The sequence below is a fragment of the Pseudomonas canadensis genome, from assembly GCF_000503215.1.
Taxonomy (GTDB): domain Bacteria; phylum Pseudomonadota; class Gammaproteobacteria; order Pseudomonadales; family Pseudomonadaceae; genus Aquipseudomonas; species Aquipseudomonas canadensis.
Genome location: NZ_AYTD01000009.1, coordinates 16,315 through 41,414, shown reverse-complemented (window position 1 = coordinate 41,414; position 25,100 = coordinate 16,315). Strand labels below are relative to the sequence as shown.

2 protein-coding genes are annotated in these 25,100 nt (G+C 64.4%); both read right to left on the bottom strand.

Annotated elements, in window-relative coordinates; all coding sequences use genetic code 11:
* Positions 1-574: 574 nt before the first annotated feature.
* The gene (locus U367_RS0104345) at positions 575-11,869 is read right to left on the bottom strand and encodes a non-ribosomal peptide synthetase (RefSeq protein WP_028615831.1); all 11,295 of its coding nucleotides are present in this window, start codon (positions 11,867-11,869) and stop codon (positions 575-577) included.
* Positions 11,866-24,693 (bottom strand): non-ribosomal peptide synthetase, encoded by a 12,828-nt coding sequence (locus U367_RS0104340; RefSeq protein ID WP_028615830.1) that lies wholly within the window; start codon positions 24,691-24,693, stop codon positions 11,866-11,868. The genes U367_RS0104345 and U367_RS0104340 overlap by 4 nt, the downstream gene beginning before the upstream one ends.
* Positions 24,694-25,100 lie beyond the last annotated feature (407 nt).

Below are 25,100 nucleotides of genomic sequence, written 5' to 3'. Positions count from 1 at the left end.
GGTCACTTTTGAAAAGCGCAAAAGTAACCAAAACGCTCTTGCCCCAACACTCGGTGCCTCGCCTAGGCTCGGCATGCCCTCACTCCGGCTTGAGTGGTGTGGAGCAAAGGCAAACGCAAAAGCAAACGCGATCCACTGTAGGAGCTGGCTTGCCGGCGATGGTCGTTAACAATGACGCGAGAACATCTGGATGATCGCGGCGTTCTCGCGTTTTTCGCCGGCAAGCCGGCTCCTACAGAACACGAAAAGCGTATCCACGATGCGAAGCGAGTCGCTTTTGCTCTGGCTTTTGATCTTCGGCGCCCCGTAAAACCACGCTGGCCGAACGCAGGCTTTGAAGCGTGGGTAACCCGGCAGGACGCCGGGTTAGCCGCGCTGGGCCAAGGATGGCCCATCGCGGCGGCCCACGCTCCAAAGCCGGAGTGAGGGCACACCGAGCCTAGGCGAGGTGCCGAGTGGTGGGGCGAAGACCTTTTGGTTACTTTTGGGGCGTTTGCCAAAAGTGACCCGCTGTAAGAGCGGAACCCAAAGTAGCCGTTACCGCAGGAATGGATGTGTACTCGACATACAGCCCTCAAGACACCACCTCCCCAACAACAACCCCATCCACCCACCAACGCGCCAACCCAACCACATTGGGCGCCTTGAGCAACGTAAAGTGATTCCCCCCGCCATACCAAACCTGCAACCCACTCCCCTGCCGCCGCCACCCCTCAACCATCTCCCCCTGCTCCCGCTGATTCCCCGCCGCATCCAACGCCGGATCCTCAGCCAGCACCAACCTCACCACCCCGTTAAAGCGCAAACCAGGCCGATACCGCGTGCGCAACGCCGCCGCATAAGTCCGCGCCGGCCCATCCATCGCATCCACAGCCGACCGCCCCGGCAACAGACCAACGCCGACCATCCCTGCATGCAACTGCCGCCGCTGCGCCACCTCATCACTCCCGGCAAAATTCTCCAGATCTATCCCCAGCGATTGCCCCGCCGACAACTGCATCGCCTCAATCAACCGCACCAACGCCGCCGTCGTCGTATAAGGCCTAACGGCGCGCTCCGGAGACTCACTGTCAATCACCGTCAACGAAGCCACCTCCCGCCCCGCCGCCTGCAACCGCAACGCCATCTCCAGCGCAACCCAGCCCCCAAACGAATGCCCCACCAAATGTACCGGCCCCTGCGGACACTCCTGCTCCAACGCCTTCAAGTAACAAGCCGCCGCCGCTTCCACCTGGCTATGGGGCACCGCCTCACCGTCCAATCCGCGCGGCTGCAAACCAAACAACGGCCAGTCGCGTCCCAACGCCTCACTCAAACCGATAAAACCGGTAACGCTGTCCCCCGCCCCCGGCACACAGAACACCGGCGCATACCCTGTCCGGCCACTCTGAATCCGCAGCAAGGGCTGATGCGGGGCCTGAACCTGCGGCGTGCATGTCACCAAGGCCTCAGCCATCGCCTGGCCCAATGCCTGGATGTACGGCGCCTGCATCATACTCTGGTGATCCCCCGGCACCGCCACCTGGCGCAATTGCCCCGGCGCCAACACCTCATTCCACCCCAAGGTTTCACTGCGCCGCGACAACTCGGTCGGCCGCTCACACGCACTGAACAGATGCACCGCGATCGGCAACGGAAACAGGCTGTAATGCGCCAACGCATGCCCGTGCCCCACTTCCCGCTCGATGTAGTTCAAGAGGTCCGCGTCCGTCGCCGCTGCCATTTGCGCGTGCAGCACACCTTCATCGCGACAACGTTGCAGCAGGCCTGCAAAGTCCAGCTGTCCAACCTGCGCCTCCAACTGCCCAAGGCTCGCCAACTCATCCACACCTCCCTGTGTTTTCCAGTACGCCGTGCACTGCAACAGCAAGTGCCGCTTGAGCGCGTCCGGCCCGCTCCAGCGCGCCTTGCCCTGGTCAGTCATGCGCGGCAGGTAGCTGTCGATCAAACCGAGAAACTCCACCGGTTCATCCAGCCCCAGCAGTTGCATCGCCACTTCATAGGCCAGCACCCCGCCAAACGACCAGCCGGCAACCCGGTAAGGCCCATGGGGTTGAATGCCTCGGATCAACCCGACCAGCCGCGCAGCCAGACCTTCCATCGTGTTCAGATGCGCTTCGCCGAGCGCCACGCCCGGTAAGCCGTAGATCGGATAGTCACCCGGCAAATGCTGACCCAGCGCCGGGAAGTACACGTCCATGCCGCTGAACTCATGGACCAGGAACAGCGGCGCTTGCGAACCACCCCTGCGCACCGTGATCACCGACGTGTCACGCACCGGCTCATCCGTACGCTGGCGCAGCATCGCGGCAACGGACGCCACACTGGCATGCTGGAACAGCTCAGCCAGGGACACCTGCAACCCCGCTTCCTCCATCAGGTTGACCAGCCGGATCGCCAGCAATGAATGCCCGCCCAACTCGAAGAAGCTGTCATGACGACCGACCTGTTCCAGCTTCAACACCTCGGCCCATAGCTGGGCCAGGGTGTGTTCCAGCCCATCGGCCGGCGCCTCGAACTCACGGCGGTTGAACGTTTCCAGGGCCGGCACCGGCAAGGCCTTGCGGTCGACCTTGCCGTTGGCGGTCAACGGCAGGTGATCCAGCGGCACAAAGGCCGACGGCACCATGTATTCCGGCAATTGGCCTTGCAGATAGGCGCGCACGCTGTCGAGGTCGACAGGCTGATCAGCCCAGGTGAAATAGGCCGCCAAGCGCTTGTCGCCCGGCGCATCTTCGCGAGCCAGCACCACCACGTCCTGGATACCGGGAAAGGTCGCCAGCCGCGCTTCGATCTCGCCCAGCTCGATGCGGAAACCGCGGATCTTCACCTGATCGTCATTGCGCCCGATGCAGTCCAGCAGGCCGTCCGCCGTCCAACGGCCAAGGTCGCCGGTGCGGTACATCAAGGCGTGCAAATTCAACGGATCCTGCACAAACTTTTCAGCGGTCAGATCAGGTCGATTCAGATACCCCAGCGCCACGCCATCCCCGCCGATGCAGATTTCACCGGTCACGCCCACGGGCACCGGCTGCAGGTGCGCATCCAGCACATGAATCTGCGTGTTGGAAATCGGCCGACCAATCGGCACGCTGTCGGCGTCCTCAGCCAGCGCGCGCACCTCATAGGTGGTGGCGTAGGTGGTGGTTTCGGTCGGCCCATAGCAATGCACCAGACGCAACGCGGGCGCCTGGGCCAACAGGTTGCGAAAGGCGGCCGGGTCGGCACGCTCGCCGCCGCACAGCAGAATGCGCAAACCTGCCAGGGCCTGGGGAATCAATTGCACGTACTGGTTAAACAAGGCCGTGGTAACGAACAACACCGTTGCGTCCGCCAAGGCTACGCCTAAGGCTGCAGGATCCAGCAAGGTGGCGTGGTCGATCACCTGCACCTGGCCGCCGTTGAGCAGCGGGCCCCATACGTCCATGGTGCTGGCGTCGAATGCCGGGTTGGAGGCGAAGGCCACGCGGTCGCTGGCATTGAAGTCGGCGTAGCCATTGTTGATCACCAACCGCGTGATGCCGCGATGAGGCACCAACACACCCTTGGGCGTGCCGGTGGAACCGGAGGTGTACATGATGTACGCCACGCTGTCCGAGGACTGCGACAGGTCGGGGTTGTGGCTGGGTTGTGGGTCGAGGACCAAGGTGTCCAGGTCCAACCGCTGTACACCGTAGTCGACGGCAATATCGCTGCGGGTCAACAACCAGGCCGCGCCGCTGTCCTGCACCATGAAGCCCTGGCGTTCGGCGGGTGCGTTGATGTCCAGCGGCACATAGGCGGCGGCGCATTTGAGCACGGCCAGTTGGCTGATCAGCAGGTCCAGGCAGCGCGGCAACAGGATCGCCACGTTATCACCGGGACGCAGCCCAAGGCCCAGCAGGTGATGGGCCAAGCGATTGGCGCGGGTATTCAGCTCGCCATAGCTCAGTGACTGCCCGCCATGCAGCGCCGCCAATGCGCCAGGACGCGCCTGGGCCTGGGCTTCGAACAGGCGTTGCACCGTGTGTTCACGCGGGAATGGTCGCGTGGTGGCGTTAAACTCCAATAGTTGCTGGCATTCGGCAGCAGGCAGGATCGGCAAGTGGCCGATGCCCATCGCGCTGCCCTGCTCCAACGCCTGCACCACCTGTTCTACGGCAACCTGCAAGTAGCCGCACAACCGGCGCGCGCCCTGCCCCACGATTTTCAGGAAGAAACCGTCGCCCAGGTCATCCACGCTCACTGACAGGCCATAGTTGCTGCGTTCTTCAGCCTTGAGCATCCGAATGCCTTGCCACGCCTCGCTGGCAGCCTGCGGCGCACTGTGACGATAATTGAACAACGTGTCGAACAGCGACGTCGCCGCCGGCACGCCGCTGCAACGCTGGGCCAACGCCAGCGGCGCCTGCTCATGGCTGAGCAATTGACTGAGACGTGCGTGGGTGGCCCGCAGTGCGTCGCGCACCGAGTGCTCACCCAGGTCGACCCGCAGCGGCAAGGTATTGATAAACACACCCATGGCCCGCTCGGCGCCTTCACCGCCTTGCAGGCGGCCGAGCATCACGCTGCCGAACACCACGTTGTCGCGGCCCGAGACCTTGCCCAGCACCTGGGCCCAGGCCAGGTGCATCAGGCTGGCGGCGCTGACGCCGGATTGCCGCGCTTGGGTACGCAGGCGTTGGCTCAATTGCGCATCCAGTGGGCGTTGAATCTGCTCATTTTTGCCCAGGCGTTCGACCTGGGTCGGCTCATCAATATCACCGAGCATTTCGCGGAAGAACGCTTCGTGGTCCTCTGCACCCACGCGGGTCTGGGCCACATAGTTGCGATACGGCACAGCCACGCCCAAGGTGTGTTGAGTGCCCATGAGGAACGCCTGCATCTCCTGTTGCAAAATTTCCAGGGCGATGTGGTCCATCACCAGGTGGTGAAACAGCAACGTGGCACTGTCCGCATTGACCACCAGGCGCATCAACGGGGCTTGCGCCAGCTCGAGCCGCTCCGGCACCACGCCGCGTTCGACACGCAGCGACGCCTCGCGCCACACCACCTGCACCGGTTCTTCCAGGCCGTCCCAATGGAACGACGAACGCAGGATGTCGTGGCGCTGGACCACCGCCTGCAAGGCCAGGGCGAACGCCTCCAGGCGCTGTTGGCTGTCGAATGCAAACTGCGCGCGCAGCACATAGTCGTCAGCACCCTGTACCGCACGATGGTGATACAGCATGCCGGCCTGCAATGGCGCCAACGGGTAGATGTCCTGCACATTGGCTGCGCCGCCTGGAATGCAGGCGACGATACGCTCGATGGATGGCTGATCCAGTTGAACCAACGGCAACATATCCGGCGTGATCGCGGTGCAATCAGCGGCAATGCGATTGGCCGGCACCGCCACTTCCCGACCACCGCCCAAGGCCGCTGCCAAGGCTGACAAGGTCGGCTGGCCGAACAACACCTTCACATCCGCCGACAACCCGAGGCAGCGCATGCGCCCCATCAGGCTCACCGCGAGCAACGAGTGCCCGCCCAATTCGAAGAAGTTGTCGTGACGGCCCACGCGCTCCACGTTCAGCAACTCGGCCCACAGGCTGGCCAAGGCGATTTCCGTGTCGCCCTGGGGCGCTTCGTATTCGCGCACCACCACCGACTCCAGGCCCGGCGCAGGCAAGGCCTTGCGGTCGAGCTTGCCGTTGGGGCTCAGGGGCAAGGTGTCGAGGTGCACGAAAATGGCCGGCACCATGAACTCCGGCAAATGCTGCAACAGGTGCGCGCGCAACGCGTCGATCTCGCTGAACACCCCGGTGTAGTAGGCGATCAAACGATTGTCGCGAGCGATCACAGCGGCTTCGTTGACCGGCGGATAGTCGGTAAGGCGCGACTGGATTTCCCCGAGTTCGATGCGCAGGCCACGGATTTTCACCTGGTCGTCATTGCGTCCCAGGTACTCGATCGTGCCATCCGCCAAGTAGCGGCCCACATCGCCGGTGCGGTACAGGCGACCGTCGGTGAACGGGTCCTTGAGGAAACGCTCGGCGGTCAATTCAGGGCGGTTCAGGTAGCCGCGTGCCACTTGCACGCCGCCGATGAACAACTCGCCGACCACACCCAACGGCACCGGCTGCATCTGTGCATCGAGCACGTACATGCGGGTGTTGGCGATCGGTTTGCCGATCGGCGTGTTGTCCGGCGTTACCGGCCCGGCGCAGTTCCACGCGGTCACATCGACGGCGGCTTCGGTCGGGCCATACAGGTTGTGCAGTTCGCTGCCCGGCAATTGTTGCTTGAAGCGCCGCACCAGGCTGCCCGGCAAGGCTTCGCCGCTGCACATCACACGCACCAACCCTTTGGCTTGGCTGACATCGCCATGGGCCAGGAACACGTCCAGCATCGACGGCACGAAGTGCAGCGTGGTGATCTGCTCGGCCGCAATCACGTCGCACAGGTACGCCGGGTCTTTATGGCCGCCAGGACGCGCCATCACCAGGCAAGCGCCGGTGAACAGCGGCCAGAAGAACTCCCACACCGACACGTCGAAGCTGAACGGGGTTTTCTGCAAGACACGATCATGGGCTTGCAAGCCATAGGCGTCCTGCATCCACAACAGGCGGTTGACCACGCCGGGATGGTCGTTGATCACGCCCTTGGGTTGGCCGGTGGAGCCGGAGGTGTAGATCACGTAAGCGCTGACGCCTTCTACACCGGGGTTGTCTTGACGTTGGTGCTGCCAGGTCGGCCGATCCAGATCGACCACCGGCACATCCCCCAACAACCCGCGTGTCGCGCCCTGGGCCAGCACCGCGACCGGCGCGCTGTCCTCCAGCATGTAGGCGATGCGCTCCAGCGGATACGCCGGGTCCAGCGGCACATAGGCGGCACCCGCCTTGAGGATCGCGTACAGGCCGATAACCATATCCAGGCCGCGTTCTACACAGATAGCGACCCGTGAATCGGGCTGAACGCCGATTTCCAGCAGGTGATGTGCCAGCTGATTGGCCTGCGCGTTCAGCTCGGCATAGGTCAATACAAGGTGATCAGCCTTGACGGCGACGGCATCCGGTGTCCGCGCCACCTGCTGTTCGAACATACCGTGCAAGGTCTGGTCGAGGTCGTAGGCCACCTCGGTGGCGTTGAAGTCGAACAGCAAATGCTGACGTTCACGCTCTTCCACCAGCGGCACCTGCTCCAGCACCGCCTGGTCGTTATCGACCATGGCCTGCAACACGCGGGTGAAATAGCCGACGTAACGCTGCACCGTCGACTCATCGAACAGCGCCACCGCGTACTCCAGTGCGCCGATGATCGTGCCCTGCACTTCGCTCAAGTCCAGGGACAGGTCGAACTTGGCAAAATGGCTGTTCTCGACGATGCCTTCCAGGGCCAGGTCGCCCAAGGCCAGGGTCGGCGCGCTGCTGTCCTGCCAGGTCAACAGCGTCTGGAACAGCGGGCTGTGGGCCAGGCTGCGCGGCGGACGGGTAATTTCTACCACCTGCTCAAACGGCAGGTCTTGATGGGCCTGTGCTTCCAGCGCCAGCGCCTTGACCCGCGCCAGCAGCGCCTCGGTGCTCAGCTCGCCGGAGGTGTCGATGCGCACGGCCAGGGTGTTGACGAACAGCCCGATCAGCCCTTCCACCTCGCTGCGTGTGCGATTGGCGACGGGAGAGCCGATCACCACGTCCTGCTGTCCGGACAGCCGCGCCAGCAAGGATGCCCAGGCGCTCATCAAGGTCATGTACAAGGTGGTGCCGTGGCGTTGGCTCAAGGCCTTGAGCCCGGCGGTGAGGCGTTCGTCCAGGCGCACCTCGACACTGCTGCCGGCGTAGTCCTGTTGCGCAGGGCGCGGTCGGTCAGTGGGCAAAGTAAGCAAGGCCGGCGCGCCGGCCAGCGCCTGCTGCCAGTAGGTGCTCTGGCGATGCAGCACTTCGCCGCTGAGCCACAGGCGTTGCCATACGGCGAAGTCGCCGTACTGGATCGGCAGCGGCGGCAATGGATCGGGCTGGCCGTGGCTGAAGGCTTGATACAACGCCATCAACTCGCGGGTGAGCACGCCCATGGACCAGCCATCGGAAACGATATGGTGCAGGGTCAGCAGCAGCACATGATGATCGTCGGCCATGACCACCAGGCGCCCGCGCAACAGCGGGCCACGCTCCAGGTCGAACGGCGCCGAAGCCTCGCCGTGGATCAACGCATCCAGCGCCTGCTGGGGTTGCGGGTGGCGGCGCAGGTCCTGCACTTGCAGGGGCAGCACGTCCTCGGCGGGCACGATCAGCACCTGGGCGTCATCGCCATGCTGGGCGAAGCGGCTGCGCAGGGTTTCGTGGCGCGCGACGATACGGGCGAGCGCCCTTTGCAGCGCCTCGACATGCAACTGCCCACGCAAACGCAGGCCGATAGGAATGTTGTAGGCGGTGTTGGCGCCTTCCATCAGCGCCAGGAACCACAGGCGCTGCTGGGCGAAGGACAGCGGCACCTGTTCATCACGATTGGCCGGCAGGATATCCGGCAAGGTGCTGCGGCCGGACCGGGCCAGCACCTCGGCGACGGCCGCCAGTTCGGCATTGGCAAACAAATCGCCGAGCAGTAACTCGACGCCCAGGCGCTGGCGGATCTGCGAGACCATGCGCATCGCCAACAACGAGTGCCCTCCCAGTTCGAAGAAGTGATCGCGACGCCCGACGCGCTCGACGTGCAGCACATCGGCCCAGATGTGCGCCAGCACGCTTTCGATTTCGCCTTCGGGTGCCGCGTATTCGCGGGTAAACACAGCGGCCATGTCCGGCGCCGGCAAGGCCTTGCGGTCAAGCTTGCCGTTGGCAGTCAGGGGCAACGCGTCCAGCTTCACGTAGGCGACCGGCACCATGTAGTCCGGCAGGTGCGCCACCAGATGGGCGCGGATGTCGCCCACAGCCAATGGGTCGAGTTGACGGTTTTCGGTGAAATACGCCACCAGCCGCTCTTCACGCACCAGCACCACGGCTTCCTGGATACCTGCCACTTGGTTGAGCTGGGTTTCGATTTCACCCAGTTCGATGCGCATGCCGCGAATTTTTACCTGGTCATCATTGCGTCCCAGGTACTCGATGTTGCCGTCCGGCAACCAACGCGCCAGGTCGCCCGTGCGGTACATGCGCCCGGCGTTGAACGGGTCTTGCAGGAAGCGTTCGGCAGTGAGTTCCGGGCGGTTCAGGTAACCCCGCGCCACGCCTTTGCCGCCCACGTACAACTCCCCTGCTACGCCCAATGGGACGGGGCGCTGTTGCTCATCGAGCAAGTAAACCGTGGCGTTGGCGATGGGCTTGCCGATATGCAGCGGCTGGCCGGCCTCGACCTTGCCCGAAGTCGCAACCACCGTGGCTTCGGTAGGCCCGTAGTTGTTGATCAAGTCAAAGCGCTGCGCCCGGTTATACTGGCGCAGGCGATCGCCACCGATCAGCAAGGTGCGCAGTGTCGGATGTTCGATCTGCTGGCTGAAGGCGTACTCGGCCACTGGCGTGGGCAGGAAACACACGTCCAACGGCTGCGCACACCACCAGGCCAACAGCGCGTCGATATCTTCGGCGCCGTCATGGGACGGGGGCAGATGCAGCGTCGCGCCCACACACAGCGCCGGCCAGACTTCCCAGGCCATTGCATCAAAGCCGAACCCAGCGACACTGGCCGTGTGGCGCCCGGCGCGCAGGTCAAAGGCGTTGCAGTGCCAGTCCACCAGGTTGGCCACGGTGTGATGCTCTACCATCACGCCTTTGGGCAGGCCGGTGGAGCCGGAGGTGTAGATCACATAGGCGAGGTTGGACGGGTTGACCGTTACCTTGGGGTTGCTCGCTGAATGATGCTGCCAGGTGTAGCGGTCAAGGTTGATCACCGGCACTTCAAGGGCCGGCAAGCGCTCGAGCAAGACATGCTGGGTCAGCACCGCCACCGGGGCGCTGTCGGTCAGCAGGTACGTGAGGCGCTCGGCCGGGTGCGACGGGTCTACCGGCACATAACAGGCGCCGGCCTTGAGGATTGCCAGCAGGCCGGCCAGGGTGTCCAGGCCACGGCGCGCAACGATGGCGACCCGGTCGTCCGGCTTGACCCCCAGCGCCAGCAGGTGATGGGCCAGCAGGTTGGCTTGCTGGTTGAGTTCGGCATAGGTTAGTTGACGGCCCGAATGCACAGCGGCAATCGCGTCCGGCGTGAGCGCGGCCTGGGCTTCGACGCGAGCGTGCAGCGTGGTGCCTTGGGGAAAATCCGCCTGGGTGGCGTTGAAGTGTTCCAACAACAACTGCTGCTCATCGGCAGGTAGTACCGACACCTGGTTGAGTACGGTGTGTGGCGCCTGTTCCAACGCGGTCACCAAGTTATCCAAGGCGGTTTGCAGGTAGGCACAGACGCGTTGCGGATCGACCTGGGTGGTCGCCAGCAGACGCAGGATAAACCCATCGCCCAGGTCATCCACGCTCAGGGTCAGCGGGTAGTTGGTGCGCTCATCCGAACGCAATGTCTCGATGCCCTGCCACGCCGCCACGGCTTCGCTGCTGGTACCGGTGCCGCTGTGGCGATAGTTGAGCAACGCGCTGAACAACGGCGTCGGCGCCACCACCCCGCTGCACCTTTGCGCCAACGCCAGGGGCGCGTGTTCGTGGCGCAGCAGCGCGGTGAGTCGCGTGTGGGTGGCCTTGACCGCGCTGCGCAGGTCGTCGCCAGCCACGTCCACGCGAAACGGCAAGGTGTTGATGAAAATCCCCAAGGCGCGGTCCGTGGCATGCCCGCCTTGCATGCGGCCCATCAGCACGGTGCCGAACACTACTTGGGATTTGCCGGCCAGCACGCTCAGTACCTGGGCCCAGCCCAGGTGGAACAGGCTGGCAACGCTGACGCCCAGCGCTCGAGCCTGGGCGCGCAGGCGCTGGTTGAGTGCGTCCGACAGCGGCCAATCCAGTTCATTGATATCACGGCCATCGCCCTGCACATCCTGCAAGCCGAAGGGCAAGGTCGGCTCGACCACATCGCCGAGCATCTGCTGGAAAAACGCCTCGTGTTGCTGCTCGCTGACACCCAGCCGCGCCTGCGCAACATAGTTGCGAAACGGCACGGCGTGACCCAGGTGCCCGGCGTGGCCTTGCAGGAACGCCTGCATTTCATGGCGTACCACTTCCAGGGCACTGTGGTCCAGGGCCATGTGATGAAACAGCAGCATCGCGACGATGCGCCCCTGCGCCGGGTCCTTCGCCCAGGCCAGGCGCAGCAGCGGCGCCTGGGTCACGTCCAGCCGGAAATGGCGAGCATCGAACCGCGCGTGCAGTTGGGCAGCAATATCACCGTCAGCCGGGTCCAGTTCCAGCGCCTGTACCGGCAGACGCGCGCTGCGCCACACCACTTGCGACGGCTGTTGCAACCCCTCCCAGACCACGCCGGTGCGCAGGATGTCGTGACGGTCGATCACCCCTTGCAGGGCCAGGGCAAACGCGTCGAAACGCTCGACGCTGTCGAAGGCGAACTGCGACTGCATCACATAAGGGTCGCCCTGCTCGGTGCTGACGTGGTGAAACAGAATGCCTTCCTGCAGCGGCGCCAGCGGGTAGATGTCCTGGATATTCGCCACGCCGCCGTCGACCGTAGCGACGATGCGGTCGATCTCCTCCTGGCTCAGCTCGGACAGGGTCAACATGGCCGGCGTGATCCGTTCGGCGTTGGCCGGGATGCCATTGGCCGGCACCTCGTTGGCGGCCGAATACTCGCCGGCCTTGATCAGTTCGATCAACGCCGGCTTGTGTTCGCGCAAGGCGGCAAGAATCACCGGATCGCTCAGCGCTTGTTTGTTGCCTAGCACCGACAACTGCTCACCCTTCAGCGCGAGTTGTACGTCCTTGGTTTTCAGCGTCGCCAGCAGTTCGTGAATGCTCACAGGACGATCTCCATTCGTTCAGTCATCGCGGCGTAGCCAGCCAGGGTCGGCTGTTCGAACAACGCACGCACATCGGCTTCCATGCCTTCCTGGCGCAAGCGCCCGATCAAGCTCACGGCGAGCAGCGAGTGCCCGCCCAATTCAAAGAAGTTGTCCTGGCGCCCTACCCGCTCCACGCCGAGCAGTTCGGCCCAGAGCTGCGCCAGGAGCATTTCGGTATCGCCCACCGGGGCCTCGTACTCGCGCACGGTCAAGGCTTCGTTGCCCGGCGCCGGCAGCGCCTTGCGGTCGAGCTTGCCGTTGGGGCTCAACGGCAAGGCGTCGAGGTGCACGAACAGCGCGGGCACCATGAAGTCCGGCAGGTGTTGCAGCAGGTGTTCGCGCAGGTCCGTTACCCGAACGCCGGTGTAGTAGGCGACGAGCCGGTCATCGCGGGCCACCACTGCGGCTTCGTTGACCTGCGGATGTTCCAGCAGTCGCGCCTGGATCTCGCCCAGCTCGATACGCAGGCCACGGATCTTCACCTGGTCGTCGTTGCGGCCCAAGTACTCGATAGTGCCGTCGGGCAGGTAACGCCCAAGGTCGCCGGTGCGATACAGGCGCCCATCGGTGAACGGGTCCTTGAGGAAACGTTCGGCGGTCAACTCGGGACGATTGAGGTAGCCCCGCGCCACCTGTACGCCGCCGATGAACAACTCGCCCACCACGCCCAGGGGCACCGGCTGCATTTGCCCATCCAACACGTACATGCGGGTGTTGGCGATGGGTTTGCCAATCGGCGTGTTGTCCGGCACGTCCGGGCGCGCGCAGTTCCAGGCGGTCACGTCGACGGCGGCTTCGGTCGGGCCGTACAGGTTGTACAGGCCGATGCCTGGCAGTTGCTGCTTGAAGCGCCTCACAAGACTGCCCGGCAACGCTTCGCCGCTGCACATCACCCGTTGCAGGCCGGCCGCCTGGCTGACATCGCCGTGGGCCAGGAATACGTCGAGCATCGACGGTACAAAATGCAACGTGGTGATCTGTTCAGTGGCGATCACCTCGCACAGATAGGCCGGGTCTTTATGCCCGCCAGGACGCGCCATGACCAGGCAGGCACCCGTGAACAGCGGCCAGAAGAACTCCCACACCGACACGTCGAAGCTGAACGGGGTTTTCTGCAACACCCGGTCGTGGGCCTTGAGGGCGTAGGCGTCCTGCATCCACAACAAGCGGTTGACCACGCCGGGATGGTCGTTGATCACGCCCTTGGGCACACCGGTGGAGCCGGAGGTGTAGATCACGTAGGCGCTGAGGGCCTGTGCGCGGGGATTGTCGATGGCGTGGTGTTGCCAGGTCGGGCGGTCCAGATCGATCACCGGCGCGTCGCCCAGCAAACCACGCGTAGCGCCTTGGGCCAGCACCGCAACAGGCGCGCTGTCTTCCAGCATGTAGGCGATACGTTCCAGCGGATACGCCGGGTCCAGCGGCACATAGGCCGCACCGGCCTTGAGGATCGCGTACAGGCCGACCACCATGTCCAGGCCACGCTCCACGCAGATCGCGACCCGCGAATCGGCTTGAACGCCCATTTCGATCAGGTGATGCGCCAGCTGGTTGGCTTGCGCGTTCAGTTCGGCGTAGGTCAATGCCAGCTCACCTGCCTTGACGGCGATGGCGTCCGGTGTGCGCATCACTTGCGCTTCAAACAGGCCGTGCAGGGTCTGGTCGAGGTCATAGGCCACCTCGGTGGCATTGAAACCCGACAGCAATTGCTGACGCTCCTGAGCCTCCAGCACCGGTAGGCGATTGACCGCCAACTGCGGCGCCTGCTCCAGCGCGTCGACCAGCCCTTGCAAGGTCACCTGCAGGTAACCGCAGAGGCGTTGCGCGCCAATCGACTTCGCGGTCATGGCAGTGAGGCGGAAGCCGTCGCCCTGGTCGTCCACGTTCAGCGTCAACGGGTAGTTGGTGCGCTCCTCGCTGGCCAGGGTCTGGATGCCTTCCCAGGCCTGGGACACCGGCGCCTGCTGGCTGTCGCTGTGGCGATAGTTGAGCATCGCGCTGAACAACGGCTGCGGCGCGGCGACACCGCTGCAACGCTGGGCCAGGGCGAGGGATGCGTGTTCATGCCCGAGCAATGCGGTCAGTCGCGCATGGGTCTGTTTGACCGCCACGCGCACGCCGCTGCCATCAATGTCCACGCGCAGCGGCAAGGTGTTGATGAACATACCCAGCGCGCGATCACTGCCTTTGCCGCCTTGCATGCGCCCCAGCAACACGGTGCCGAACACCACGTTTTCCTGGCCTGAAGTGCTGGCGAGGACTCGCGCCCAGGCCAGGTGGAACAGGCTGGCGGCACTCACGCCGAGTAAACGCGCCTGGGTCCGCAGGCGCTGGTTGAGGGTCGGGGCCAGGTTCAGTTGGACCTCTTCGATGGCATTACCGTCGCCGCGCACGTCCTGCAGGCCGAATGGCAAGGTCGGTTCGCTGATATCACCGAGCATTCCACGGAAGAACTGCTCATGTTCCTCCTCGCTGACACCCAATCGCGCCTGGGCCACGTAGTTGCGGTAAGGCGTCGCGTCACCGGCAGGCTGTGGCAACCCGAGCAGGCTGGCCTGCATCTCGTGGCGCACGCCGTCGAGGGCAGTGTGGTCGAGGGCAATGTGGTGGAACAACAGGATCGCGACCACGCGCTGGTTGGCCGGGTCCGGCGCGTACACCAGGCGTATCAGCGGCGCCTGATTCATCGGCACACGGTACTGGCGCGGGTCGAAGCGCTGGTGCAACTGGTCGATTACGTCCGCCTGCACCTGCAAGCGGGCCTTGCGCCACACCACTTGCAACGGCTGGGCCAGGCCTTCCCAGACCACCGCGGTGCGCAGGATGTCGTGACGGTCGATCACCTGTTGCAGCGCCTGGGCGAAGGCATTCAAGCGGTCGAGATTGTCGAACGCCAGGTGCGATTGCAGCAGGTAAGGGTCGCCCTGCCCTGCGCTGATGTGGTGGTAGAGAATGCCCTCCTGCAGCGGCGCCAGCGGGTAGATGTCCTGCACATTGGCGGCGCCACCGGGCACCTGGGCGACGACGTGGTCGATGGTCGACTGGTCGAGTTGCACCAGGGACAACAGATCCGGGGTGATGCGCTGACAGTCCGCCGGAATACGGTTTTCCGGCACCGACACATCGCGCCCACTGCCCACGGCAGCCGCGAGCGCCGCCAGGGTTGGCTGGCTGAACAGCACACGCACATCGGCACTCAGGCCGACCTGGCGCATGCGTTCGATCAGGCTGACGGCGAGCAACGAATGGCCGCCCAGTTCAAAAAAGTGGTCATGGCGCCCGACCTGCTGCACGTGCAGCACCTCGGCCCAAATACGCGCCAGGGTGCTCTCAACCTCGCCTTGGGGGGCTGCGTACTCGCGAGTCAGCAACGCTGCCTGATCCGGTTCCGGCAACGCCTTGCGGTCGAGCTTGCCGTTGGCAGTCAGGGGCAATGCGTGCAGCTTCACATAGGCGACCGGCACCAGCGCATCCGGCAACTGGGCTTGTAGTTGCGCGCGCAGGGTGTCGATATCCAATGGTTGCTGTTCGGTGAACCAGGCAATCAAGCGCCCTTCGCGCACCAGCACCACCGCCTCACCGACGCCGTCCAGTGCGGCCAGGCGGCTTTCAATTTCACCCAGTTCAACCCGCACGCCACGCACTTTCACCTGGTCATCATTACGCCCCAGGTATTCGATACTGCCATCCGGTAACCAGCGCGCCAGGTCGCCTGTGCGGTACATGCGGCCCTCGTTGAACGGGTCTTGCAGGAAGCGTTCGGCGCTCAGGTCCGGACGGTTCAGGTAACCGCGCGCCACGCCGCTGCCGCCGACATACAACTCGCCCGCCACCCCCACCGGCACCGGACGCAAGTGCGCGTCCAGCAGGTAGACGCTGGCATTGGCGATAGGCCGGCCGATATGCAGTACCTGCCCGGCGCGCACGCGGCCGGAGGTGGCAACTACCGTGGCTTCGGTGGGGCCGTAGTTGTTGATCACTGCAAAGCGGCGTTCCTGGGTGAACTGGCGCAGGCGATCACCGCCAATCAGTAGAATGCGCAACGTGGGGTGTTGCAGGTTCTGGCTGAAGGCGTATTCGGCCACAGGCGTTGGCAGGAAGCTGACGTCCAGTGGTTGCGCCAGCCACCAGGCGAGCAGCTCATCGATGTTTTCATTGCCCACATCGGCCGGTGGCAGATGCAGGGTGGCACCCACGCACAGCGCCGGCCAGACCTCCCAGGCCATCGCATCAAAACCGAAACCGGCGACGCTGCTGGTGTCGCCCGTCGCATCCAGGCCAAAGGCCTCGCAGTGCCAGTGCACCAGGTTTTCCACGGTACGGTGCTCCACCATCACACCTTTGGGCTGGCCGGTGGAACCGGAGGTGTAGATGACATAGGCCAGATGGGCCGGGGTCAGCACGCTGAGTTGCGGATTGTTGATGGCGTGCTGCTGCAAGCGCGGATCGTGCAGGTCGAGGGTGGCAACCCCGCCCAATAGATCGCGAGTACTGGCTTCGGCCAACACCGCCACAGGTGCGCTGTCTTTCAGCAGGTAGGCGATGCGCTCGGCAGGATACGCCGGGTCGACGGGCACGTAACCGGCACCGGCCTTGAGGATGCCGAGCAAGCCCACCAGCATCTGCGGGCCGCGACGGCAGCACAGGGCGATACGATCATCAGGCTGTACGCCCTGTTGCAGCAGATGATGGGCCAACTGGTTGGCACGTGTGTTGAGCTGTTGGTAGGTCAGCGATTCGCCGTCTTGCACCACGGCGATGGCATGAGGTTGGCGCTCGGCCTGGATCTCGAAAGCCCCATGCACCGTGTGGCCCGTGGGGAAATCGCTGGCGGTGGCATTGAACTCGCGCAGTAGGGTTTCGCGCTCCGCTGCCGGCAGGATCGGCAATTGACTGAGTGAGGTCTTGGGTGCGCTTTCCAGCGTCTCGACCAACTGCTCGATGGCGTTATGCATGTAGGCACACAGCCGCTGGGCGCCGATCTGCGGCAGCGCCAATACGGTCAGGCCGAAGCCTTCGCCCAGGTCATCCACACTCAAGGTCAGCGGGTAGTTGCTGCGCTCCTCACCACCGAGCAGTTGCACCCCTTCCCAGATGCCATGGCCGTCGCGAGCCATTTCTCCAGGCGTGCTGTGGCGGTAGTTGAGCAAGGCACTGAACAACGGCGAAGCATTCGCCACGCCGCTGCAACGCTGGGCCAGCGCCAGGGACGCATGTTCGTGGCCAAGCAAAGCGCTCAAGCGCCCATGGGTCGCCTTGACCGCAACCGCAGCCGGCGCTGCTACATTGACCCGCAGCGGCAAGGTGTTGATGAACATGCCCAGCGCACGGTCCGCGCCGTCACCGGCTTGCATGCGGCCCATCAATACGGTGCCGAATACCACGTCGTCACGCCCAGACACCAGACCCAGTACCTGCGCCCAGGCCAGGTGCATCAGGCTCGCCGCGCTGATGCCCAACTGCCGCGCCTGTTCGCGCACCCGCCGGGCCAGGGCTGTATCCACCGGCCATTCGGCTTCTTCGATGTCACGTCCATCGCCCTGTACGTCTTGCACACCGAACGGCAGGGTCGGCTCATCCACGTCAGCGAGCATGTCGCGGAAGAACGCTTCGTGCTCCTCCATGCTGACACCCAGGCGCGCCTGGGCCACGTAGTTGCGGAACGGCGCCGCCTCGGGCAAGTCCTGCGCCTGGTTGAACAGGAACGCGCGCATCTCCTGGCCCACTACTTCCATGGCGGTGTGGTCCAGCGCCAGGTGGTGGAACAGCAGGATCGCCGCGACGCGGTTGTGTTGCGGATCCTGGGCGTAAACCATGCGCAGCAGCGGCGCCTGGGTGATATCCAGGCGGTAATGGCGGGCGTCGAAGCGCGCGTGCAATTGTTCGATGACGCCGCCGTCCGCCGGGTCCAAGGCAACCTCCTGGACAACCAGCTGCGCCTGGCGCCACACCACCTGCACCGGGCTGTCCAACCCTTCCCAGACCACCCCGGTACGCAAGATGTCATGGCGGGCCACCACCTGTTGCAGCGCGCCCATGAACGCGTGCAGGCGCTCGATACTGTCGAATGCCATGCGCGATTGCAGCAGGTACGGATCGCCCTGTTCGGCACTGATGTGGTGGTAAAGAATGCCTTCCTGCAACGGCGCCAACGGATAAATGTCCTGCACGTTCGCCGCACCGCCCGGCACGTTCGCGACGATTCGTTCGATGGCCACCGGGTCGAGCTGCACCAGGGTCAGCATCGACGGCGTGATCTGGGTGCAACCCGCTGGAATGCCATTGGCCGGCACCACGACTTCCCGGCCACTGCCCACGGCGGCGGCCAGCGCCGCCAGGCTTGGCTGGCTAAACAACACACGCACGTCGCAGCTCAGGCCGACCTGGCGCATGCGCTCGATCAGGCTGACTGCCAGCAACGAGTGCCCGCCCAACTCAAAGAAGTGATCGTGACGGCCAACGCGGTCGAGCTTGAGCACGTCCTGCCAGATCTGCGCCAGCTGGGTTTCCACTTCGCCTTCCGGTGCTTCGAAACCACGGCTGAGCAGCGCGCTCTGGTCGGGCACCGGCAGGCCTTTGCGGTCGAGCTTGCCGTTGGCGGTGAGCGGTAACAGCGCCAGCCACACGTAGGCCGACGGCACCATGTAATCCGGCAGTTGGCCTTGCAGGTGGGCGCGCAGTGTTTCGATGTCCAACGGCTCACGGGCGGTGTAGTAGGCCACCAGACGCTTGTCGCCAGGTTCGTCTTCACGGGCCAGCACCACGGCGTCTTTTACACCCGGGAAGCTGGCCAGGCAGGTCTCGATCTCGCCCGGTTCGATACGGAAACCACGGATCTTCACCTGCAGGTCATTGCGCCCCTGGTACAGCAAGGTGCCGTCGACCTGCCAGCAGGCCAGGTCACCGGTGCGGTACAGCAAGCCTTCACCAAACGGGTTCGGGATGAATTTTTCGGCGGTCAGTTGCGGCTGGTTCAAATACCCCTTGGCCACGCCCGCGCCACCGATGTACAGCTCGCCCACCACGCCCAACGGTACGGGTTGCTGGCGTGGGTCCAGCACATAGGCCTGGGCATTGGCAATCGGCCGGCCGATGGGAATGCCACCCTGGCCCACCGAGGTCATCTCAAAGGTGGTGGAAAAGGTGGTGGCTTCGGTGGGCCCGTAGCCATTGAGCAGGTGCTGGGGTTTGCCGTGTTCAAGTACGCGGCCAATCACCTGTGGGTCGAGCACATCGCCGCCAACGATCAGGTAGCGCAACTGGCGGAACACCGGCATCAGCGCGTCGGCGTACTGGTGGAACAACCCGGCGGTCATCCACAACACGCTGACGGATTGCTCCTGCAATAACGACGCAAACGCCGCCTGGGACAGCAGTACCGCATGCTCGACCACCACCACGCAGCCACCGTTGAGCAACGGCGCCCACACGTCGAGGGTGCTCGCGTCGAACGCCGGGTTGGAGGCGAACGCCACGCGATCACGCGCATTGAAATCGGCGTAACCGTTGTTGAGTACCAGGCGCGAGATCGCACGGTGCGGCACTTGCACGCCTTTGGGCGCCCCGGTGGAGCCGGAGGTGTAGAGGATGTAGGCGACGCTTTCGGCAGACTGCCGCAGTTCAGGGTTACGCGGCGACTGGGCGTCCAGGTTCAGGTCGGCCAGGTTGTTGAGCACCCGGTGCGCACCGCTGTCCTGCACGATAAACGCCTGGCGCTCGACCGGCGCGTTGACGTCCAGCGGCACATACACCGCGCCGCACTTGAGGATCGCCAACTGGCAGATCAGCAGATCGAGGGAACGCGGCAGTGCGATCGCCACGCTTTCGCCCGGTTGCACGCCCTGGTTGAGCAAGTGGTGGGCCAGGCGGTTGGCACGCCGGTTGAGGTCGCGGTAGCTCAAGGACAGCTGCCCATGCACCGCCGCCACGGCTTCCGGACGGGCCAGCGCCTGGGCTTCGAACAACTGGTGTACGGTGAGCTGCGACGGGTATTCACGGGCGGTGGCGTTGAAGTCCACCAGCAACTGATGGCGCTCGGCAGCCGGCAGGATCGAGACTGCCTGCAACGGTGTGGTCGGCGCCTGCTGCAATGCGGCCACCAGGTGGCGCAGCGCGGTGAGCATGTAGTCGCCCACGCGTTGCACATCCAGGGTCGCCACACCTTGGACGGTCAGAGCAAAACCTGTGCCCAGGTCATCGACGTTGAGTACCAGCGGGTAATTGCTGCGCTCTTCGGAACTGAGAATCTGGATGCCGGAGGCGGCGAATGGGCTGTCCCCCGGCGCCTCCCCCGGTGCACTGTGGCGATAGTTGAGCAAGGTGCTGAACAGCGGCAGCGAACCCGGCACGCCGCTGCAACGCTGGGCCAGGGACAATGAGGCGTGCTCATGCCCGAGCAATTGCGCCAGGCGTGCATGGGTGGCACGCACGCCGGCTTGCACACCGACAGTGCCGAGGCTGACCCGCAGCGGCAAGGTGTTGATGAACATGCCCAGCGCACGGTCGGCGCCCTCGCCGCCCTGCATGCGGCCGAGCAACACGGTGCCGAACACCACGTCCTGCTGGCCGGACACCTGCCCCAGCACCTGGGCCCAGGCCAAATGCACCAGGCTGGCGGTGCTCACTCCCAGTTGCCGCGCCTGTTCGCGCAAACCCAGGCTGAGCGCCGGCTCCAGCGGCAGGTGGGCGTCGAGGATGCCACTGCCGTCGCCATTCACGTCCTGCAGGCCGAAGGCCAGGGTCGGCTCATCGATATCGCCGAGCATTTCGCTGAAGAAAGCTTCATGCTGCGCCTGGCTGACCCCGAGTCGCGCCTGGGCTACATAGTTGCGGTACTGCACGGCGTCAGGCAATTGCGCACTGTTGCCGGACAGGCTGGCGCTCATTTCGTCCACCAGCACCTGCAACGCGGTGTGGTCCAGCAGGATGTGGTGCAACAACAGGATGCCGACCAAACGGCCCTGCTCTTGCGAGTAGGCGAAGCGCATCAGTGAAGCGCGGCTCAAATCGAGGCGGAAGTGACGCGGGTCGAAGCGTTGTTGCAGTTGGGCAAGAGACTCGTCGCTACGCTCAACGGCCAGTGTTGCCTGGCGCAAGACCACCTGCACCGGCTCGTTGAGGCCTTCCCAGAGAATCGCGGTGCGCAGGATATCGTTGCGCTCGATCACGCTGTGCAATGCCTGGATGAACGCGTCCACCGCCGCCTGATCATTGAAACTGAACTGCACCTGCAATACGTAGGGATCACCCTCGGTGGTCGCCAGGTGGTGGTAGAGAATGCCGGCCTGCAACGGCGCCAGGCCGTAGATATCCTGCACGTTGCTGATGCCGCCGGGTACGTTCTCGATGATGTGGTCAAGCGCCGCCTGGTCCAGTTCCACCAAGGGCACCATGTCCGGGGTGATGTGCTGGCTGGCCTGGGTAATCAGGTTGGCCGGGACCTGCACCTCCTGTTGCCCACCCACAGCGGCGGCGAGTGCCGCCAGGGTCGGTTGGCCGAACAGCACGCGCACGTCGGCGCTGAGGTCGACCTGGCGCATGCGTTCGATCAGCTTGACCGCCAACAGCGAATGGCCGCCCAGTTCGAAGAAGTTGTCGTCACGGCCCACCTGATCGAGCTTGAGCAGGTCTTGCCAGATCGCGGCGATGGCGGTTTCCACCGCACCTTGTGGCGCTGCGTAGCCGCGACGGGCCAGGGCGTCGGCATCCGGCGCGGGGAGTGCCTTGCGGTCGAGCTTGCCGTTGGTGGTCAGCGGGAATTTGTCCATCTGCACAAAGGCGCTGGGCACCATGTACTCGGCCAGGCTCAGCAGCAGGTGGTCACGCAGGTCGGCGGCCTGCCATTCGCCTTCGGCGATCACGTAGGCCACCAGGCGCTTGTCGCCCGGCTCGTCTTCACGGGCGATGACCACCGCGTCACGCACGCCAGGGGCAGTTGCCAGGCGGGCCTCGATCTCGCCCAGTTCGATGCGGAAACCGCGGATCTTCACCTGGTCATCGTTACGGCCCAGGTATTCGACACTGCCGTCGGCCAGCAGGCGGCCGAGGTCGCCGGTCTTGTACAGGCGCTGGCCGGTGACCGGGTCGGCCAGGAAACGCTCGGCGGTCAGCGCCTCACGGTTGAGGTAACCGCGCGCCACCCCGGCGCCGCCGACGTACAACTCACCGACCACCCCCAACGGCAGCGGCTCGCGACGCGCATCCAGCACGTACAACTGCAAATCGGGAATGCGCACACCAATCGGGCTGACGCCGACCAATTGCGCATCTGCCGCCTCCAGGGCGCGATAGGTCACGTGCACGGTGGTTTCGGTGATGCCATACATATTCACCAACTGCGTGCCGGCGTTGATCGTCCGGGCATACCACGGCTTGAGCATGCCCGGCTCCAACGCCTCGCCGCCGAAGATCACCTGGCGCAGGGAATGGGATTGCGGGTGCTGGCTCTGTGCTGCAATCAATTGGCGGAAGGCGCTCGGCGTCTGGTTGAGGATGCTCACGCCCGCCTCGCACAGCAGCGAATAGCATTCATCCGGCGAACGGCTGACCAGTTGCGGCACGATCAGCAACTGGCCGCCGTGCATCAGCGCGCCCCAGATTTCCCACACCGAGAAATCGAAGGCGAACGAATGGAACAACGCCCACACATCGTTGGCGTTGAAACCGAACCAGTGCTCGGTGGCCGTGAACAGTCGTGCGACCTGGCGGTGTTCAATCATCACGCCCTTGGGCTGGCCGGTAGAGCCGGAGGTGTAGATCACGTAGGCCAGGTGAGCCGGGCTGACAGTGACCCGTGGGTTGACGAGGGACTCACCGCGCAAGCCATTGAGGTCGATCTGCGGCAGGTCGCCGACCAGATGACGGGTGTTGGCTTGCACCAGCACGGCCACAGGCGCGCTATCCGCCAAGGTATAGGCGATGCGCTCCAGCGGGTAAGCCGGGTCGATCGGCACATAGCCCGCGCCAGCCTTGAGAATGCCCAGCAAGCCGATGATCATCTCCGGGCCGCGTTCCACGCAAATCGCCACGCGGTCGTCCGGGCAGATGCCTTGGGCCAACAGGCGATGGGCAACCTGGTTGGCGCGCTCGTTGAGTTGGCGGTAGGTGAGGCGCTGGTTGTCGAAGCGCAAGGCGATGGCTTCGGGCTGGGCGGCGGCGTGGGTTTCGACTTGCTGATGGATCAGGGCGGTGTCGGCGTAGTGCGCGGGGCTTTGATTGAGGCTGTGCAGCAAAGTGTGGCGTTCGGCGTCGGGCAGGATGTTCAGGCCGCTGAGCGGCATGTCCGGTCGTTGCTCCAGCGCGTCGGCCAGGCTTGCCAGGGCGGTGTGCAGGTAAGTGGCAACCCGTTCGGCACCGATGGACGCGTCGACCATCACGGTCAGCGCAAAGTCTTCACCCAGGTCATCGACGTTGACCGTCAGCGGGTAGTTGGTGCGTTCCTCGGCGCCCAGTACACGGATGCCCTCAGCGACTTCGATCACCTCGGCCATGTCCGTGGCGGCGCTGTGGCGGTAGTTGAGCATGGCGCTGAACAACGGCGTCGGTGCCGCCACGCCACTGCAACGCTGAGCCAGCGCCAGGGATGCATGTTCGTGGTTGAGCAAGGTGGTGAGGCGTTCATGGGTGGCCTTGACCCCGGCACGCACGCCCTGTTCGCCCACATCCACACGCAGGGGCAAGGTGTTGATGAACATGCCCAAGGCCCGTTCACCACCCTCGCCGGCGCCCATGCGGCCGAGCATCACGGTGCCGAACACCACTGCGTCACGCCCGGAGACCACGCCCAAAACGCGGGCCAGCGCCAGGTGCATCATACTGGCCACGCTGACGCCAAGGGGCCGTGCCAGGGTACGCAGGCGGCGGCTCAGTAGGCTGTCGACGGAGATGCGTGCCTCGTCAATGCCCAGGCCGTCACCCTGCACGTCCTGCAAACCGAAAGGCAGCGTCGGCTCGTCGATGTCCGCCAGCATCTCGCGGAAGAACGTCTCGTGGGCCTGCTCGCTGACGCCATGACGTACCTGGGCGATATAGCTGCGAAACGGCACCGGCTCCCCGGCCTGGGCGTGCTCGCCGGCCAGGTACAGCTGGATTTCATGGCGCACCACGTCCAGGGCGGTGTGGTCGAGAATGGTGTGGTGGAACAGCAGGGTCGCGGCCACCCGCCCAGTGAGCGAATCCTCGACAAACACCAGGCGCAGCAACGGCGCCTGGCCCAGGTCCATACGATAACTACGCGGATCGAAATCAACCGCCTCGCATGACAGGACCGCCTTGCGCCACACCACCTGCAACGGCTCATCGAGACGTTCCCAGACCATGGAGGTACGCAGGATGTCGTGGCGATCGATCACCCATTGCAGCGCCTCGGCAAAGGCCTCCAGACGCCCACGGCTGTCGAACTCGAACTGCGCGTGCAACACGTACGGATCGCCCTGCTCCGCCGACAGATGGTGGTAAAGCATGCCTTCCTGGAGCGGCGCCAGTGGGTAGATATCCTGCACGTTAGCCGCGCCGCCGGGGATGGCGGCGACAATTCGGTCGATGGCTGCCTGGTCGAGGCTGACCAGCGGCAGCATATCCGGGGTGATGCGGTAGGCCGGGCTCAGCCAGTCGCCGCCATGTTCGGCCACCAGCTCGAGCAACCGGGGCTTGTGGGCGATCAATTGATCCCACAGCGCATCGTCCAGCGCTTCGTCATCGCCCAGGATGATCAGGTCGCCTTCTTCCAGTTGCAGACGGATCGCATGGGTGGAAATCGCTGCCAATAATTCGCTGAACTGCATGGGGTAACCTGCCTGATAAGTCACGGTGGAGAAGAAAGTCCGTTTTCAGCTGCCGCTTGAATCGGGTGCTGTGCGCCCCGCATCAAAAAAAAGCGGGCGCAGCCGGGGGCCTGGAGAGGCTTCCGGCAGGCTTGGAAAATTAAGGGATTTGGCAGGCGGGGGGTGACATGGGAAGCGGGGACAAGGAGGAACCGGGTTGGTTCAATCGCAATTGGGGAACGCCGTGTTCCTGTGGTGAGCGGGCTTGTTGTGGTGAGCAACCTTGTTGTTGTGGTGAGCGGGCTTGCCCCGCGCTGGGGCGCGCAGCGGCCCCAACACAGCCACCGCGTTCTTTCAGGTAAAACGAGGCGGCCGGATTAGGGCCGCTGCGCGCCCCAGCGCGGGGCAAGCCCGCTCACCACAGCAAG